This is a genomic window from Glacieibacterium frigidum, from assembly GCF_007097155.1.
Classification (GTDB): Bacteria; Pseudomonadota; Alphaproteobacteria; order Sphingomonadales; family Sphingomonadaceae; genus Glacieibacterium; species Glacieibacterium frigidum.
Map to the genome: position 1 here is coordinate 228138 of NZ_VJWA01000002.1, position 16553 is coordinate 244690.

Consider the following 16553-nt stretch of genomic DNA (forward strand, 5'->3'; position numbering starts at 1 on the left):
GATACGGCGGGCGTCACGAAACTGATATGGGTATTGTGCACGCGCTCATCAATCGGGGGATTTTACGGCTCCGGCGGCGAGCAGCGCGGCGATCGTTTCGTCGTCGCGGCCCAGCTCGCGCAGGATCGCGACCGAGTGCTCCCCAAGGTGCGGCGCCGGTCGGGGAGCCAGTTGCGCGGTCGCCCCGAAGCGCGCCGCACCGCGCGGGGAGCGCACGCGGCCCGTCGCGCCATGGTCGATCTCGGCGACGATGGCATTGTGCCGCACCTGGGGATCGCCGGGCACCTGCGCCAGAGCGTTGACTCGCCCGCCAACCGCGCCTTCGCGGACGAAGCCCGTCATCAGCGTGTCGAGGTCGGTCGCCTTGAGCGCCGCCGACAGGCGCGGCGCCCATTCCTTCTGCAACGCCATGCGCCCCGCGACGCCGCGCAGCCGCGGGTCCTCAGCGAGATCGTCGAGCCCGACCGCCCGCATCAGTGCTGCGAACTCGGCATCCTGCAGCGAGCCGATCGCGACCTGCCCGTCCGCCGCCGCCCATAGCCGCATCATCGCGCCATATTCGGGAAAGGCCGGCGGCGGATCGTCGGCGAAGCCGTGGTTGTACATCCCGTCGGGCCAGTTGAACGCGACCGCCGCGTCGAGCATCGCGATGTCGACGCGCTGCGCCTCCCCCGTCCGCTCGCGGACGAACAGCGCCGCGGTGATCGCCTGAGCGGCGGTCAGTGCGGTGACCTTGTCGGCGATCAGCGAGCGGATCAGCCCCGGCCGCCCCTCGCCGTCGACCTGCGTCGCCGCCAGCCCCGACACCGCCTGCACGACGGGGTCGTAGACGCGGATATTGCTGTACGGCCCGTCGGGGCCGAAGCCCGTGATCGACGCGAACACGAGGCGCGGGTTGAGTGCGCGGCACGCCTCCCATCCGAACCCCAGCCGGTCGATGACCCCGGGGCGGAAATTCTCGATCAGCACATCGGCGCGCGCGATCAGGTCGCGCAACACGGCGCAGGCGGCCGGTTGCTTCAGGTCCAGGGCAATGCCCTGCTTGCCGCGATTGACGGCGATGAACATCGCCGACAGGTCGCCCTTCTTCGGCCCCAGCCCGCGCACCGGGTCACCGCCCGGCGTCTCGACCTTGATGATGTCCGCCCCTTGGTCGGCGAGGATGCACGCCGCCATCGGCCCCGACACGATCTGGCTGAGATCGACGACGCGGATGCCCGCGAGGGGTGGGGTCACGAATGTTTCCGCGGATTGCGACAGACTGCACGAGGTATGAGCCGCATAAAGTGCGCGCGCAATATCGACCGGATCTGATGCGCCTCGACCCGTCAGGCGGCGGTCGGACCGACCCTGCCGAACTCCCGCGGTGCCGTGCCGAACTTCGCCTTGAAGGTACGCGCAAAGTGCGAAGGATCGCGAAAACCGCAGTCGAAGGCGATCGTGCCGAGGCGGTCGCCGCGGCCGTCGAGGATCGCCTGACGCACGGCCTCCAGCCGCGTCGACAGCAATAATCGCCCGAAAGTCGTGCCCATCTCGGCGCAGATCATGTGCACCTGCCGGAGCGAACAGCCCAGCGCGGCGGCGGCATCGGCAGGTGCCAGGCCTTCGGCGCGGAAATTCTCTCGAACGAAACGCCGCATGCGGTCGCCGCGCCCGAAAGCGCGCGCGCCGTCGCCCTCCCTACCGCGACGCGCCCAGTCAAGACTGCGGCCGAGCGCATCGAGAAACAGTCCGGCGACGAACGGATCGTCGCCGCCCTCGGGCTCGTCGAGCAGCGCCTGCGTCGCCGCACCGAGCACCCGCAAAGAACCGAGCGACGCCGCAAGCCGCTGGCCGATCATAGGATCGAGATGATGCCCCGCACTGCCGACGAGGCAATGCCGCGGAACCTTGACGCAGACCTGGGCGAAATTGCCTTCGAACGCCAGCGCATGAGGCCGGTCGGGATCATAGATGACGATGTCGCCGGGACGGAGCCATGCGGTGCCGAGTTCGTTTTCGACACACCCGCGACCTTGGCGCTGCCACACCAGATAGAGATGGTCCGATGGCGAGCGGCGGATCGCGCTGTAATGGCGCTCGACGCGCTGTCCGGCCGCCCGAATGTCGGCGACTTCGAGGTCGGCTCGCCCGGCCATCGTCAACGATCCGCGAAAGCCGCTACGATCGACCGGTTCGACGTGCAACTCGACGAATGCCGACCGGACTGCGGCGCGCCAGGTCTCGACGCGCTCGTCGATCGGCTCACCGGAACCGGGCTGGTCGTACCCCATGCTGCTCCCCCGCGCTGGGGTAAATCCGCCCGATAATCGAGTCAAACCGCGGTTTGCGCGGACAGTCGACTTTCCTGCGCGCGCAGTCGCGCGCCTCGCCCAGGGCACGACTAGAGGGGCGCAGCGCGGACACAGACCGCCAACCCCTAAAAGGAAAGATCATGCACCGTTTGACACTCATCCCGCTTGCCTATCTCGCGATGGCCGGCACCCCCGGACTTGCGCAGACGATGACCGGACCGCGGGTCGAAGCGACGATTGGCTATGACCGCCTGTCGAGCCACGACAATTTCGAGGACCTTCCCGACACGCTGAACGGTGCACGCCTCGGCGGCGCCGTCGGATACGACTTCCCGCTTGGCAGCCGGCTGACGCTCGGCGTCGAGGGCGGCGCGGCGTGGACGGTCGGCGCGGGCAAGACCACCGCGCTTGCCGGCGACCGCCTGCACCAGGATCTCGGACGGGACCTCGACGTCGCCCTGCGCCTTGGGCTTCTGCTGTCGCCGCGCACGCTCGGCTACGTCAAGGCGGGTTATGCCAACAGCCGCTTCGATATTCGCTACGACGTCAAGGTAGCCGGCGGCTTCGAGTCCGAGCGGCTATCCGCCGACCGCGGCGGGCTGAGGCTTGGACTGGGCGTCGAGCGGAACCTGGGCGGGCGCCTTTTTGCGAAGGCCGAGTATCGCTTGACCCGCTATGGGAACGACGGCCCCTATATGGAGGACGTGACGCGCAACCAGCTGCTGATCGGCTTCGGAACGCGCTTTTGAGCAGGCCTCGGCCGCTGGGCGATCGGGCGTCCGATTGCCCAGCGGACACTCACTTGGTGATGTCGCGATGTCGCGTTTCAGGCAGGAAGAACACCGTGACCACCAGCGCCACCGCGACCACCGCAAAAGTGTACCACAGCCCGCCAAAGACATCGCCGGTCGTCACGACGATGTACTGCGCGACAAAGGGCAGGAAGCCGCCGAAATAGCCCGTCCCGATGTGATAGGGCACCGACAGCGACGTGTAGCGAATGCGCGCCGGGAACATCTCGACGAGGATCGCCGCGACCGGGCCATAGGTCATCGCGCTGAGCAGGCCGAGCATGACGCAGCCGAACAGGATCATCAGGTCGTCGCGCGCCTCCGGGTCGGCACGCAGGTCCCACTTGCCCGTCGCGGGGTCGACCGAGCCCGGATAGCCCGCGTCGCGCAGCGCCTCCTGCAACGCCTCCGGGTTCAACCCCTCGACCAGCGTGCCGCCGACCGCGACGGTGGTGCGGCCCTCGCCCGGCAGCTTGGTATAGCCGACGCCCTTCTTGGTGAAGAAGTCGAGCACCTGCGCGCACTCGCTCTCCTGCTTGCCGCTGGCGAACGGGTTGTAGCTGCACGACGCGTTGGCGACCGTCACCGGTGCGCGCTCGGAGGCCTTGGCGAGCGCCGGGTTGGCGGCATCGGCGATCAGGTGGAACAGCGGGAACAGGAAGATCAGCGTCAGGCCGTAGCCGACGACCATCAGCGGCTTGCGCCCGACCTTGTCCGACAGCCAGCCCGCCAGCACGAACAAAGGCGCCGAGATGCACGCCGCGATGCCGAGCAGGATCTGCGCACTAGTCTGGTCGACGCGCGCCGCCTGCTGGAGGAAGTACAGCGTCTGGAACTGCGCGGTGTACCAGATCACCGTCAGGCCTGCCGCGACACCGATCATCGCGATGAGGATCGGGCGCAGATTGCCGGGCTCGCGGATGCTGTCCATCACCGGGTTCTTCGACGTCGTGCCCGCCGACTTCATCGCCGCGAAGATCGGCGATTCCTTGAGCTTGAGGCGGATGTAGAGCGAGATTGCGAGCAGCAGCAGCGAGAACAGGAACGGGATGCGCCAGCCCCAGGCAACGAAGTCCTCCTTGCCGACGATCGCCGTCACCCCGAGCACCACCGCGATCGACAGCAGGAAGCCGCCGACCACCGACGCCTGGATGAAGCTGGTGTAGAAGCCGCGCTTGCCGGGCGGCGCATGCTCGGCGACGTAGATTGCCGCGCCGCCGTATTCGCCGCCGAGCGCGAGGCCCTGCATGATCCGCAGCACGAGCAGCAGGATCGGCGCCCAGATGCCGATCTCGGCATAGGTCGGCAGCACGCCGACGAGAGCCGTGGCGACACCCATCAGCGTGATCGTCGCGAGGAAGGTATATTTGCGCCCGACCAGATCGCCGAAATGGCCGAACACGATCGCACCGAGCGGCCGAACGCCGAAGCCGACGCCGAACGCCGCGAGGCTCTTCAGCAGCGCCGCGCCTTCGTTGTCGGAGGGGAAGAAATAGTTGCCGAGCAGCGCCGCAAGCGTGCCGTAGACGAAGAAGTCGTACCATTCGAACACGGTTCCGAGCGACGACGCGATGATGACCAGCCGGTCGCGCTTGGGATCGAGAACGATACCGTCTGTCGCCGCTGCCGATGCCGTTGCCATGTCGTGTCACGCCCCCCGCCGTCATGCCGGTGTAACCGGTGCGGCGGGGGGGCGACAAGCCTTACAGGCGAACGGGCCGTCCGGTACGCGCCGCCTCGCCGATCGCCGCAATGATGCGCTGGTCGGCCAGCCCCATCTCGCCGGGCGTGCGCACCGTGCCGCCGTCGAGGACGACGTCGGAGAAATGGTCCATCTCGGCGGCGAACTGGTCGATCGCCCGGATCCGCGGTATCTGCGTCCCGTCCTTGGCCGTAAGGCGGAGCTGCTGGCCGTGATAGCTGAAGGCGCTGTCCATATGGACAACGCCGTCGGCACAGGTGACGCGATAGAAGCGGCTCTCGGCAGCGTTGAAGCTGGTATCGCAATGCGCGACGACGCCGCTGGGGTAGCGCAGCGTGTAGCTGACCGACGCCGGCACCTCGCGGAAGCGCGGATCGCCGGCGGGCCGCCATTCTCGCGCGGTCACCTCGACGGGCTCCTCGTTCAGGAACATGCGCGCGGTGTTGAACGAGTAGACACCGGTGTCGCCGACCGGACCGCCGCCGAGCGCCTTCGACAGGCGGATGTTCGGCGCGGTCGTCGTCTGGGCATTGGTCGAGGCGAAGCTGCGGATGCCGCCCATTCCCTTCGCGGCCTCGACGGCGCGCAAATTGTGCGGCTCGAAATGGATGCGGTAGGCGATCATCAGCTTGCGGTTGGCGGCCTTGGCGGCGGCGATCATGCGCTCGCATTCGGCCGGCGTCGTCGCCATCGGCTTTTCGCACAGCACGTGCTTGCCCGCTTCGAGCGCCCGGATCGTATGGTCTGCGTGCATCGAGTTGGGCAGGACGATGTAGACAATGTCCACGTCCTTGTCGTCGCGCAGGCGGCGGTAGTCGTCGTAGCCATAGAGCGACCCCGGCGCGACGCCGTAGACCTGGGCGAGCTGGCGGGCCTTGTCGGGGTGGCCGCTGATCAGCGCGGCGGCGCGCGAGCGCCTGGCGCTGCCGAACGCGGGCAGGATTTCCTCGACCGATAATTTGCCAAGTCCGACAATGGCGTAGCCTGCCTTGCGGACCGGCTGCGGCAGTTTCAGGTCGGGCGGCTGGCGGTCGGGCGGTGCGAGCGGCGGCCCGGGGGTCTCGGCGGCGGCGGCGACGAGGACGCCGCCGGCAGCGGCGGCGGCGAGTTCGCGGCGGTTGAGTTCGGGCATGACAGGGGCTCCTTCGCGGGCCTCAACCCGCGCAGGCCCCGCCCGGGCCCCTCAGAGCAGGCCGAGTGCGACCAAACGCGCCCGCAGGCCGGGCTCGCCGTCGAAGACATGGCCGATCAGGCCGACGCTCTCCCCGCCGCGCACGTTGTCAGCGCGGTCGTCGACGAACAGCGCCTCGCCCGGAGCCAGCCCGAAGCGCCGCATCGCGAGCTCGAAGATCGGCCGGTCGGGCTTGACCATCCGTTCGGTGCCCGAGACGATCACATCGAGGAAGTGGTCGAAGACCGGCGCGGTCGGGCGGAACATCGCCCAGAATTCATCGCTGAAATTGGTGATCGCGAACAGGGGCACGTCGCGCGCGGCTAGTTCCTCGACCAACTCGAGCATGCCCGGCATCGGCCCAGGGATCGTCTCCAGCCAGCGCGGGCCGTACGCGGCGATCAGCGGGGCATAGGCCGGATATTGTCCGGACAACTCCGCAGAAGTGTCGGAAAACGCACGACCGGCATCGTGCTGGAAATGCCACTCGCGCGTCACGACAGTCGCCAGGAACCACTCGAGTTCGGCGGCGTCGGGAATCAGCTTCGCGTAGAGGGTGAGCGGGTCCCAGTCGTACAGGACATGACCGACGTCGAAAACGACGGTCGTAACAGGCACTTAGCCCTGGCGCGCCTTAAAGCGGCGGTTGGTCTTGTTGATCACGTAGGTCCGGCCACGGCGGCGGATGACGCGGCAGTCGCGGTGACGCCCCTTGAGCGACTTGAGCGAGTTACGAACCTTCATGGGGGCACCGGTGCTGTAGGATTGGTCGGAAAGGTCGCGCTCCCTACGGTCGGAGGCCGCGCAAGTCAAGCTGGCGCTCCCATTCGAGCGCATGGGCGACGATGGTCTCGAGGTTGTCGTGCTGCGGCCTCCAGTCGAGTTCGGCGCGGATGCGGTCGGTGCCCGCGACCAGCGTGTCGGGATCGCCGGCGCGGCGCCCAGTGATGGTGCGCTTCAGCTTCATGTTGGTGACCCGGTCGACCGCATCGAGCACCTCCAGCACCGAGAAGCCGCGCGAATAGCCGCAGTTCATCGCGAACGACTTGTCCGGCGCGGCGATCAGCGCGTCGAGCGCCGCGACATGCGCAGCCGCGAGGTCGCTGACGTGAATATAGTCGCGCACCCCGGTCCCGTCGGGCGTATCGTAGTCGGTACCGTACACCATGACGCCGTCGCGCAGGCCGCGTGCGGCCTCGGCCGCGACATGGATGAGGTGGGTGGCGCCCCGCGTCGACTGGCCCGACCGCGCCTGCGGGTCGGCGCCCGCGACGTTGAAGTAGCGGAGAGCGCCGTAGTTGATCGGATGCGCCCGCGCGACGTCGGCAAGCATCATCTCGGTGATCAACTTGGTGTTGCCATAGGGGTTGATCGGCGCCTTGGGCGCGTCCTCGGTGACCGGCACGACCGCGGGAATGCCGTACACCGCTGCGGTCGACGAGAAGATGAAGTGCGGCACGCCGTTCCGGACCGCGCTCTCGACCAGCGAGCGCGAGGCGACGACGTTGTTGAGGTAATATTTGAACGGCTGCTCGACCGATTCGGGCACCAGCAGCGAGCCCGCGAAGTGCAGGATCGCCTGCACCCCCTGCTCGGCATGGATGCGGTCGATCAGCGCCGCGTCGGCGACGTCGCCGTGGTAGAAGGGCACATCGTCGGGCACCGCCCAGCGAAAACCGGTGGCCAGAGTGTCGATGACCGCGACCTTGCGGCCCGCATCGCGCAGCGCGAGCACCGCGTGGCTGCCGATATAGCCGGCGCCGCCGGTGACGAGTACCGTATCCCTGTCCATGCCTGTCCTTGCGAATGCGTCCGTATCATGCGGCGCGCGTTGTAACGGGTACGACAAGAAGTTTTGAGGGCCCAAGTTCCATGACCGTGCGTAACATCCTGATCCCCGCCCTGCTGCTTGGGCTTGCTGCCTGCACCACGAGCAACCCCGGCACCGAGGTGAAGCGCTTCCACCTCGGCCAGCCGATCGCGCGTTCGACGATCCAGCTCGTCCCCGCGGCGGGCCAGCCGTCGGGCCTCGAATTCCGCACCTATGCCGATGCGATCGGCCGCGAACTGTCGGCGCAGAGCTTCGTGCCGACCGCCACCGACCCCAACGCGGCCTATGTCGGGATTATCGAGATCCGCCAGCAGGCGCGCCCCGCACCGCGCCGCGGCGGGCTGTCGATCGGTCTGGGCGGCGGCAGCTTCGGCCGCGGCGGCGGTGTCGGCGGCGGCGTCAGCTTCCCGGTCGGCCAGTCGCGCCCCGGCGACATCGTGACGACCAGCCTCAGCCTGCAGATCAAGCGTCGCGCCGACAGCTCGATCATCTGGGAAGGCACGGCCACGGGTGCCGGGGACAGCCGCGACGGCGGCGGCGACCTGGGCCGGCAGATCCCCGAACTGGCCCGGGCGCTGCTCGCGGGCTTCCCGGGCACGCCGGGGCAGACGGTGCTGGTCAAGCCGCCGCGGCGCTAGGCCTTACTTCGGCATCCCCTGCAGCCCGCTCGCCGTCCTGAGCGCGTTACCGTCGAGGCGGTAACCGCCCAGGAAGACGGTGTGGACGTGGCGCAGGTTGCCGAGGTCCTTCGACACATCGCCCTCGACCAGGATGATATCGGCGGTCTTGCCCGGCGCGATCGACCCCGTGGTGTCGGCCATGCCGACCATGCGCGCGGGCACGATCGTCGCGCTCTGCAGCGCCTGCACATTGGTCATGCCGACCTGCTGGTAGAGTTCGAGTTCGCGGACGAGCTCGAGGCCGTAGCCGTCGGTGCCCGCGACGATCGGTACGCCCGCCTGGTACAGCTTGCCGACGACGCCCGCCATCTTGGCGAAGCTCTTGCGGAAGTCGTCGCGGGTGACGTTGCCGAACAGGGGATAGCCCCCGGTGCGCCAACCGCGCGCGACGCTGGGCGGCGAGACGTCGGCAAACGGCGCGTAGGAGGGCGAGATCGCGCTGCCGTCCGAGGTCATCAGCGATTCCCACACGACGAGCGTCGGGTCGATGATCGTCTTCCTTTTCGCCAGCTCGGCATAGAAGGCCTTCATCGCGGGCGAATCGAGATCGACGTCCTTCGCGTACTGCGCCGGGCCCTCCAGCCGGGCCGCGGTGTTCGCCTTGTCGACGACCGCCTGCGGCATCGCCTGCATCATGATGAAATTGATGTGGGTGATCTCGTCGTAGCCCGCGCGCACTGCCTCGATCGGCCGCATGCCGGCGGGAATATGGCCGTGGACGTGCAGGCCCAGCTTCTTTGCATGCGCCGCCGCCGGGGCGATCCACGCCGGGGTCATCGAGGTGTAGAATTTCACCCCCCACATCCCCGCCGCCTTGATCCGGTCGACCGCGGCGATCGTCTCCGCGAGCGACGAGACCGTCTCGGCACCCTGCGCCGCGAGCGGGTTCTTGCCGTCGACGATCACCGAAACCTTGCCGTCGGGGGCGACCAGCTCGCCCGCCGCGCGGCGCTTGGCCATGCTCTGCGCCTCGTCGATCATCGAGCCCGGGCTGCGGAAATTGGTGATGCCGGTCGCGACGTTCTGCAGCAGGTTCCAGTCGTCGCCGCCGATGTGCAGGTGCGAATCCCACAGGCCCGGGGTCAGCGTCTTGCCGCGCCCGTCGATGACCACCGCACCCGCCGGCGCCTTGATGCTGCCCGCCGCCCCCACCGCGGCGACCTTGCCGTCGGCGATCAGCACCGCGCGGCCGGGCAGATACTTGCCCGCCACCGCGTCGAACATCAGCACATTGTCGACCAGCGTCGGGGTGCGGTTGGCGGGGCTTAGGAAGGTCCGCGCCACGGTGCGCACGGCTTCGGCAATGGCGGCGTCCTGCGCGTCCTTCAGCTTCGGACCGTTCGCCTCATAGCCTTCGGGCAGCAGCGAGACGATGCCGGCGCGCCCGAACATGCCGTTGTCCTTGTCGAGCCACACCGGGAACGGCGAGAAGCCATAGCCGCTGACGAAGCCCAGCCGCACCTGCTCGGGGCCCTTCGGCCCGGTCACCTCGACCGCCTGGCCGATGGTGATCGAGGCGCGGCCCGACGGCAGCATGTCGATCCCCTTGTCGCCCGCCGCGACGAGGGCGCCGATGTCGAGCTCCGACATCAGATAGGGGCCGCCATAGGTGTTGTAGCGCTTGCCGGCGAAGGGTGCCGAGCCCTTATCGACGACGGTCTGCCAGCGCGCGGTGCCGCTCGCATCGACGTTGAAGGTCTCGGTCGCATCGCCCGAATCGGTGAAGCCGCGGATGGCGATCGCGGTCGGCCGCTTGTCGGCGCCCAGCGTGACCAGCGCGTCGACCTCGGTGATCCAGCCGCGCAGGTTCATCGACATGCGGTAGGCGGTGCGCCCGTCGGGCATTGTCCACGCCCAGTTGTCGCCGTGCTTTCCCGCGACCGAGCTCAGCGTGTAGTGGCGCGCGCCGGCGGGCGGGGTGAGCAACTGCTCCTTGGTCGCCGGCCCCGGAGTCGCGGTCGGCGCGGCCTGGTGCGCGGACACGGCGGTCGCCCCCCCGGAAGCCAGCAGAGCAGCAAGCAGCATCAGGCGCATGGATCATCCCCAGGTCGTAACGGCGGCACAATGGCGAGGCGTTTCCACCATGGCAATACTTGCCGCGGCGCCTGCCACGCGCCATTACCCGGGGCATGACCATCGCCGTCTCCGCCGCCTTCGACAGCGGCAATATCGACGTCCTGCGCATCGCGGGGCCGGGCGCCATCGAGCTTGCGATCCGCAAGGACGCGCACAGCGAGTTCTACCAGTGGTTCCACTTCCGCCTGACCGGCGCACGCGGCCAGGCGTGCGCGATCCGCATCACCAACTGCGGCGGCTCGGCCTATCCGGGCGGCTGGACCGACTATCGCGCGGTTGTCAGCGACGACCGCCAGAGCTGGACGCGCGCGCCGACGAGCTACGAGGACGGCGTGCTGACGATCCGTGTCACGCCGCGCGGCGACAGCCTGTGGATCGCCTATTTCGCGCCCTATTCGATGGAGCGGCACCACGACCTGATCGCGCGCATCGGGCAGCGCGAGGGGGTGACCACCGACGTGCTCGGCACCTCGATCGAGGGCCAGCCGATCGACCGCGTGCGGCTCGGCACAGGCCCGCGCATCGTCTGGCTCTACGGCCGCCAGCACCCCGGCGAGAGCATGGCCGAGTGGTGGATGGAGGGGGCGCTCGAGGCGCTGACCAGCGGCGACGACCTCAGCGTCGCCCTTCGCAAGGCGTGCAGCTTCCACATCGTGCCGAACATGAACCCCGACGGGTCCTGCCGCGGCCACCTGCGGACCAACGCCGTGGGCACCAACCTCAACCGCGAATGGGCCGCCCCCAGCGCCGAGCGCTCGCCCGAGGTGCTGTGCACGCTCGCGGCGATGGACGCGACCGGCGTCGACTTCGCGATGGACGTCCACGGCGACGAGGCGCTGCCGCACAATTTCATCGCCGGGTTCGAGGGGATTCCGTCGATCACCGACCGCCAGATGGGCCTGCTGACCGAGTACAAGGAGACGCTGGCGCGGCTCAGCCCCGACTTCCAGACCCGCATCGGCTACCCGGCATCGGCGCCCGGCAAGGCCAATCTGACGATGAGCACCAACCAGCTGGCCGAGCGTTTCGGCAGCCTCGCGACGACGCTGGAGATGCCCTTCAAGGACGTCGCCGAGAACCCCGACGCGCAGGCCGGCTGGTCGCCCGAGCGGTCGAAGGTACTGGCGCGCGACTGCCTGCGCGCGCTGCTGGAGGTCGTGGAGCGGCTGCGGTGATCGTCCGCCGCGACGATGTGACGAGCGACGCCGTGCTGGCGCTGCTCGACCTGCACCTCGCCGACATGCACGCGAATTCGCCGCGCGAGCATGTCCATGCGCTGCCCGGCGACGCGCTGCGGGCACCCGACATCATGGTCTGGACGGCATGGGACGGCGACGAACTGCTCGGCATCGGCGGCCTGCGCTGCGGCGACGGCATGGGCGAGGTCAAGTCGATGCGCACCCACCCGGGCCATGTCCGTCGCGGCGCGGGGGCGGCGATCCTGACGCAGGTCATCGCCGAGGCACGCGCCCGCGGTTACACGCGGCTCAGCCTGGAGACCGGCACGGGCCCGCGGTTCGAGGCGGGGCATGCGCTGTACCGGCGCTTCGGCTTCGTGGACGGCGGGCCGTTCGCCGACTATCAGGCCAACGCCTTCAGCCGCTTCATGCACCTGGATCTTTAGACCCATGCCCAGCCTCGTCCTGATCCGCCACGGCCAGTCGGCGTGGAATCTCGAGAACCGCTTCACTGGCTGGTGGGACGCCGCGCTGACCGACAAGGGCCGCGCCGAGGCGGCCGCCGCGGGCAAGCTGCTCGCCGAGAAGGGCTTCGACTTCGACCTGGTGTTCACCAGCGTCCAAAGCCGCGCCATCCTGACCGCCAACCTCGCGCTGGAGGCGATGGACCGCCTCTGGCTGCCGATGGTCAAGGACTGGCGCCTGAACGAGCGCCACTACGGCGGGCTGACGGGGCTCAACAAGGCGGAGACCGCGGCCAAGCACGGCGAGGAGCAGGTCCTGCTGTGGCGCCGCAGCTTCGACGTGCCGCCCCCGCCGATGGCCGCGGACTCCGAATTCTCGATGACCCGCGACCGCCGATACACCGGGGTGCACATCCCGGCGTCGGAAAGCCTGAAGGACACGATCGCCCGCGTCCTGCCCTACTTCCAGGCCGCGATCGTCCCCGAGCTCGAAGCGGGAAAACGCATCTGTATCGTCGCCCACGGCAACTCGCTCCGCGCCCTCGTCAAGCACCTCTCGGGTATCAGCGACGCGGACATCCTCCACGAGGAAATCCCGACGGGCCAGCCCCTGGTCTACGAACTCGCCGACGACCTGCGCGCGGTGCGGCGGGATTATCTGCGCGACATGACCTGATCTTCGCCGCCTAGCCGATGATGCGCGCCTCGCGAACGTAGGCGAAGTCGCCTGCACCGCCCCACGCTCGCCCATCAGGATAGCGCACTTCCACGCCAGCCAGATCGCGCTCGTCCGCCAGCTGCATGTTCACGCCCATCATGGTGTCGCCGAACTTCGCGACCGCGCGCGCCGTCAAAATGAAGTGCGTCGTCGACCCGCAGGTCGCACAGAAGCGGACTTCAGCCGACGCCTCAGCCTTGTCGGCGCGGGCGTACCCCGTCGTTGCGCCTTTGACCGTCACCTCGGATGGGTGGAAATAGCCCCAGTGCGCGCCGGTCTTGCTGCACAAGGTGCAGTTGCACGCGTGGATGAAGTCGGGGCGCTTGTTAGCATGGACAAGAACTTGGCCGCAAAGGCAGGACATGGTGAGCATTGCAGCGGCATAGCGAACCGGCGGTCTCGTGTCGCGCCTGCGAGCTTGGCGGCTGCGCCCACCACCCCGGCTTGCTCTCTCGACCCGATCCGGGACATTCTGCGCCGGAGCGAAATCTGGACGGTAGGGAGGCCCAAGTTCCAATGCGCGCCAGCATCTTGTGTGCAGCGGCTGCACTGTTCGCAGCCGCGCCTCTCGCCGCGCAGGCGCCGGGCCCGGTCGCGCTTTCACCCGGTGAGGTGCTGGCACAGGTTTCGGGGTCGGGGCAGGTCCGCAGTCGTCCGGACGAGGCGCGCATCCGATTGACGCTTTCGGCGCGCGCCGACACGGACGCCGCGGCACGCCAGGCTGGCCAAACCGCGCTACGCGACCTTCGGGCCAGGCTGCGGGACGCCGGCGTCCCGGAGGCCGCGATCACCGTTTTGCCGTCCGCGGAACAGATGGGCTTCGTCGGCAACGAAGCTTACGGCGATGACGACACCGCCGATACGAGGGCTCTTATGGCCGTGGTGCAGAGGCGCAAGACGGCGAAAGTCGGGGTCCAGATCGGGTTGACCGACATGAGCCAGCTGGCCGCCGTGCGCCGGATCTTGCTCGAGATGGACAACGTCATCGCGCAGCCGGCGATGCTGTCGCTGCGAGACGAGAGGCCCGCACGAGGCGCCGCCATCACCGAAGCGATCGCGAAGGCGCGCGCCGAGGCAGATGCCTATGCCAGCGCGCTCGGCCTTCGCGTCGGCCGCATCGTGCGGGTCTTCAACCCGGCGGCAACTGTCGAACAACCGCCGGTATGGGCTCAGATGGCGGCTTTGGTGAACGGCAGCCGGGGCGACGAGGTGGTGACCGACGCTCGCGTCGGCATGGACGTGGTGCTGGTGGCCCGTTGAGGGCTAGGCCATGTCCCGCACGTACACCCCGCCGCCGTCCGTCCGCCGCACTTCGAAGCCGCCCGACTTTTGCACCAGATCGACGAGCTTGGCGTGCCCATAGGTGCGCGGGTCGAAGTCGGACGCGAGTTCCAGCAGCCGCTTGCCGAGCACGCCAAGCGACACCCAGCCATCCGCGTCTTCGAGCTGCGCGAGCGCGGTGCGGACGAGGCGCATCGCTTCGGCCGGCGGCTGCTTGGTCGCGGCAACGGCGACGGTAACCGGTTTCCCTGGTGCGGGGCGAGGTTCGGGGAGCAGGTTCTCGGTGTAGATGAAGCGGCGGCACGCCTGACGAAAACTCTCTGGGGTCTTCTGTTCGCCGAAGCCATAGACGTCGACGCCCTGTTCGCGGATGCGCGACGCCAGGCGGGTGAAGTCGCTGTCCGACGACACGAGGCAGAAGCCGTCGAAACGCCCGGTGTGGAGCAGGTCCATCGCGTCGATGACCAGCGCGATGTCGCTGGCGTTTTTCCCTGCGACGGCAGCGACATTGTGGTGCGGCAGGATCGCGTGGGTGGCGAGGATGCGCGACCAGGACGCCAGCTGCGGGCCCGAGAAATCGCCGTAGATGCGCCGCACGCTCGCCTCGCCGATCTTGGCGATCTCCTCGAACAGGCCGGTGGCGATTTTCGCCGACGCATTGTCGGCGTCGATCAGCACGGCGAGGCGGGTTCTGTTGTCGGTGGCCATGCTTCGGCTTTTCGGCGCAAAAGCGCGGCGCGGCAAGGTTGCCCCTGCCCTGCCCGCCCCCTAAGGTCCGGCGCTTCCTGCACGGGGGGGCACGCGTGGACGCACCACTGGTCGGCATCATCATGGGCAGCCAGTCCGACTGGGCGACGATGCGCGGCTGCGCCGACACGCTGACGGCGCTGGAGATCGCGCACGAGGTGCGGATCGTGTCGGCCCACCGTACCCCGCAGCGCCTCTACGACTATGCCACGACTGCCGCCGGGCGGGGCCTGCGCGCGATCATCGCGGGCGCGGGCGGAGCAGCACACCTGCCCGGCATGGCGGCGGCGATGACGCGCCTGCCGGTATTCGGGGTGCCGGTCGAATCCAAGGCGCTGAGCGGCATGGATAGCCTGCTCTCGATCGTCCAGATGCCCGCGGGCATACCGGTCGGCACGCTCGCGATCGGGCATGCGGGGGCGGTCAACGCCGCGCTGATCGTCGCGGCGCAGCTGGCGACGACCGATGCAGCGCTCGCCGAGCGGCTCGACGCCTGGCGCGCGGCGCAGACCGCGGCCGTTGCCGAGACCCCGGCGTGACCCCGCCGGGTTCGACGATCGGCATCCTCGGCGGCGGCCAGCTCGGGCGGATGCTCGCGCTGGCGGCGGCGAACATGGGCTACCGTGTCCATATCCTCGCGCCCGAGGACGAACTGCCCGCGGGCGACGTCGCAGCGGAAGTGACGCGCGCCGATTACACCGACCGGGCCGCGCTCGACGCTTTCGCAGCGTCGGTCGACGTCGCCACTTACGAATTCGAGAACATCGATGTCGACGCGGTCTGCTACCTGAGCGAGCGCGTCCCCGTCCTGCCCCACCCCCGCGCGCTCGAAGTCGCGCAGGACCGGCTGGCGGAGAAGCGCTTCGTCGCGGACCTCGGCGGCAGCCCGGCGCCCTACCGCGCGGTCGACAGCCTCGCCGACCTCGAAGCGGCGTTCGGCGCGCTCGGCAGTCTGGTCCTCAAGACGCGCCGCATGGGCTACGACGGGAAGGGCCAGGCGCGCGTGCGGCACGTCGAGGACTGCGCTGCGGCGTGGGAGGCGATCGCCCACGCGCCCGCCGTCGCCGAGGCGCTGGTGGCGTTCGACTGCGAGTTCTCGGTCGTGCTGGCGCGCGGGGCCGACGGCGCGGTCGCCGTCTACGAATGTCCGGACAACCGCCACGACGCCGGCGTGCTCGGTGAGAGCGTCGTGCCCGGCGGCGCCATCGTGGCCGCGCAGGCCCCCGCTGCAGTGGCGCTGGCGCGGCGCGTCGCCGATGCGCTCGACTATGTCGGGGTGCTGACGCTCGAATTCTTCGCGAGTGCCGAGGGCCCGGTGTTCAACGAGATGGCGCCGCGCGTCCATAATTCGGGCCACTGGACGATCGAGGGCGCGCGCGCCTCGCAGTTCGAGAACCACATCCGCGCAATCTGCGGCCTGCCCTTGGGCTCGCCGGCGCTGACCGCGCCGGGGGTGCGGATGCGCAACCTGCTCGGCGACGACGTCCATGATTGGGCGACGATCCTGGCAGACCCCGCCGCGCATTTGCACCTCTACGGCAAGTCGGAGGTCAAGCCGGGGCGCAAGATGGGGCATGTGACGTGGCTGGATTAAGACACGCAGTCGCGATATCCTAGCCA

Annotated in this window: 18 protein-coding genes; 8 read left to right on the plus strand and 10 right to left on the minus strand. The window is 68.9% G+C overall.

Going from position 1 to position 16553, the window contains the following annotated elements:
• Positions 1-48 precede the first annotated feature (48 nt).
• Positions 49-1236, minus strand: coding sequence for a CaiB/BaiF CoA transferase family protein (locus FMM06_RS10650; RefSeq protein WP_185965151.1), 1188 nt, complete (start codon positions 1234-1236; stop codon positions 49-51).
• A gap of 92 nt (positions 1237-1328) precedes the next feature.
• Positions 1329-2273: an AraC-like ligand-binding domain-containing protein gene (locus FMM06_RS10655; RefSeq protein WP_144237382.1), complete on the minus strand. Its 945-nt coding sequence runs from the start codon at positions 2271-2273 to the stop codon at positions 1329-1331.
• Positions 2274-2434: 161 nt separating this feature from the next.
• Here FMM06_RS10655 and FMM06_RS10660 point away from each other — a divergent pair, with 161 nt between their 5' ends.
• Positions 2435-3043: an outer membrane protein gene (locus FMM06_RS10660; RefSeq protein WP_144237383.1), complete on the plus strand. Its 609-nt coding sequence runs from the start codon at positions 2435-2437 to the stop codon at positions 3041-3043.
• A gap of 49 nt (positions 3044-3092) precedes the next feature.
• Here FMM06_RS10660 and FMM06_RS10665 read toward each other — a convergent pair whose 3' ends face one another.
• The 5 genes from FMM06_RS10665 to galE all read right to left on the minus strand — a co-directional run bounded on the left by FMM06_RS10665 (position 3093) and on the right by galE (position 7750).
• Positions 3093-4727 (minus strand): MFS transporter, encoded by a 1635-nt coding sequence (locus FMM06_RS10665; protein WP_144237384.1) that lies wholly within the window; start codon positions 4725-4727, stop codon positions 3093-3095.
• 61 nt (positions 4728-4788) lie between these two features.
• Entirely contained in the window at positions 4789-5919 is a 1131-nt protein-coding gene (locus tag FMM06_RS10670) for a Gfo/Idh/MocA family protein (RefSeq protein WP_144237385.1), read from the minus strand.
• A 51-nt stretch (positions 5920-5970) separates the two neighbouring features.
• Positions 5971-6576, minus strand: a complete 606-nt coding sequence (locus FMM06_RS10675) for an HAD family hydrolase (RefSeq protein WP_144237386.1) — start codon at positions 6574-6576, stop codon at positions 5971-5973.
• The gene (gene ykgO / locus FMM06_RS10680; protein WP_137676796.1) at positions 6577-6702 is read right to left on the minus strand and encodes a type B 50S ribosomal protein L36; all 126 of its coding nucleotides are present in this window, start codon (positions 6700-6702) and stop codon (positions 6577-6579) included. It abuts the gene before it with no gap.
• A 43-nt stretch (positions 6703-6745) separates the two neighbouring features.
• Positions 6746-7750: a UDP-glucose 4-epimerase GalE gene (galE, locus tag FMM06_RS10685; protein WP_144237387.1), complete on the minus strand. Its 1005-nt coding sequence runs from the start codon at positions 7748-7750 to the stop codon at positions 6746-6748.
• 80 nt (positions 7751-7830) lie between these two features.
• Between galE and FMM06_RS10690 the strand changes: the two genes are divergently transcribed.
• Positions 7831-8427 (plus strand): DUF4136 domain-containing protein, encoded by a 597-nt coding sequence (locus FMM06_RS10690; RefSeq protein WP_185965152.1) that lies wholly within the window; start codon positions 7831-7833, stop codon positions 8425-8427.
• Positions 8428-8430: 3 nt separating this feature from the next.
• Here FMM06_RS10690 and FMM06_RS10695 read toward each other — a convergent pair whose 3' ends face one another.
• Positions 8431-10452 (minus strand): amidohydrolase family protein, encoded by a 2022-nt coding sequence (locus FMM06_RS10695; RefSeq protein WP_235889276.1) that lies wholly within the window; start codon positions 10450-10452, stop codon positions 8431-8433.
• Positions 10453-10598: 146 nt separating this feature from the next.
• On the opposite strand from FMM06_RS10695, the gene FMM06_RS10700 reads away from it, so the two are divergent.
• Genes FMM06_RS10700 through gpmA form a run of 3 tightly spaced genes read left to right on the plus strand, consistent with a single transcriptional unit; the run spans position 10599 to position 12863 of the window.
• A complete protein-coding gene (locus FMM06_RS10700; protein ID WP_144237390.1) occupies positions 10599-11720 on the plus strand; it encodes a M14 family metallopeptidase in 1122 nt (373 codons plus the stop codon).
• Positions 11717-12169, plus strand: coding sequence for a GNAT family N-acetyltransferase (locus tag FMM06_RS10705; protein WP_235889277.1), 453 nt, complete (start codon positions 11717-11719; stop codon positions 12167-12169). The genes FMM06_RS10700 and FMM06_RS10705 overlap by 4 nt, the downstream gene beginning before the upstream one ends.
• 4 nt (positions 12170-12173) lie before the next feature.
• On the plus strand, positions 12174-12863 hold the full coding sequence (gpmA, locus tag FMM06_RS10710) for a 2,3-diphosphoglycerate-dependent phosphoglycerate mutase (protein ID WP_144237391.1): 690 nt from the start codon (positions 12174-12176) through the stop codon (positions 12861-12863).
• Between the two features lie 10 nt (positions 12864-12873).
• Here gpmA and FMM06_RS10715 read toward each other — a convergent pair whose 3' ends face one another.
• Entirely contained in the window at positions 12874-13278 is a 405-nt protein-coding gene (locus FMM06_RS10715; RefSeq protein ID WP_144237392.1) for a GFA family protein, read from the minus strand.
• Between the two features lie 143 nt (positions 13279-13421).
• Here FMM06_RS10715 and FMM06_RS10720 point away from each other — a divergent pair, with 143 nt between their 5' ends.
• A complete protein-coding gene (locus FMM06_RS10720) occupies positions 13422-14165 on the plus strand; it encodes an SIMPL domain-containing protein (protein ID WP_144237393.1) in 744 nt (247 codons plus the stop codon).
• A gap of 3 nt (positions 14166-14168) precedes the next feature.
• On the opposite strand, the gene FMM06_RS10725 is transcribed toward FMM06_RS10720, so the two are convergent.
• Complete coding sequence (locus FMM06_RS10725) at positions 14169-14894, minus strand: NYN domain-containing protein (protein WP_144237394.1); 726 nt, start codon at positions 14892-14894, stop codon at positions 14169-14171.
• 122 nt (positions 14895-15016) lie between these two features.
• On the opposite strand from FMM06_RS10725, the gene purE reads away from it, so the two are divergent.
• Positions 15017-15472 carry a 5-(carboxyamino)imidazole ribonucleotide mutase gene (purE, locus tag FMM06_RS10730; protein ID WP_144335443.1) on the plus strand — a complete coding sequence of 152 codons (456 nt, stop codon included), beginning with the start codon at positions 15017-15019 and terminating at the stop codon, positions 15470-15472.
• Positions 15469-16527 (plus strand): 5-(carboxyamino)imidazole ribonucleotide synthase, encoded by a 1059-nt coding sequence (locus tag FMM06_RS10735; RefSeq protein WP_144237395.1) that lies wholly within the window; start codon positions 15469-15471, stop codon positions 16525-16527. The genes purE and FMM06_RS10735 overlap by 4 nt, the downstream gene beginning before the upstream one ends.
• Positions 16528-16553: the final 26 nt, after the last annotated feature.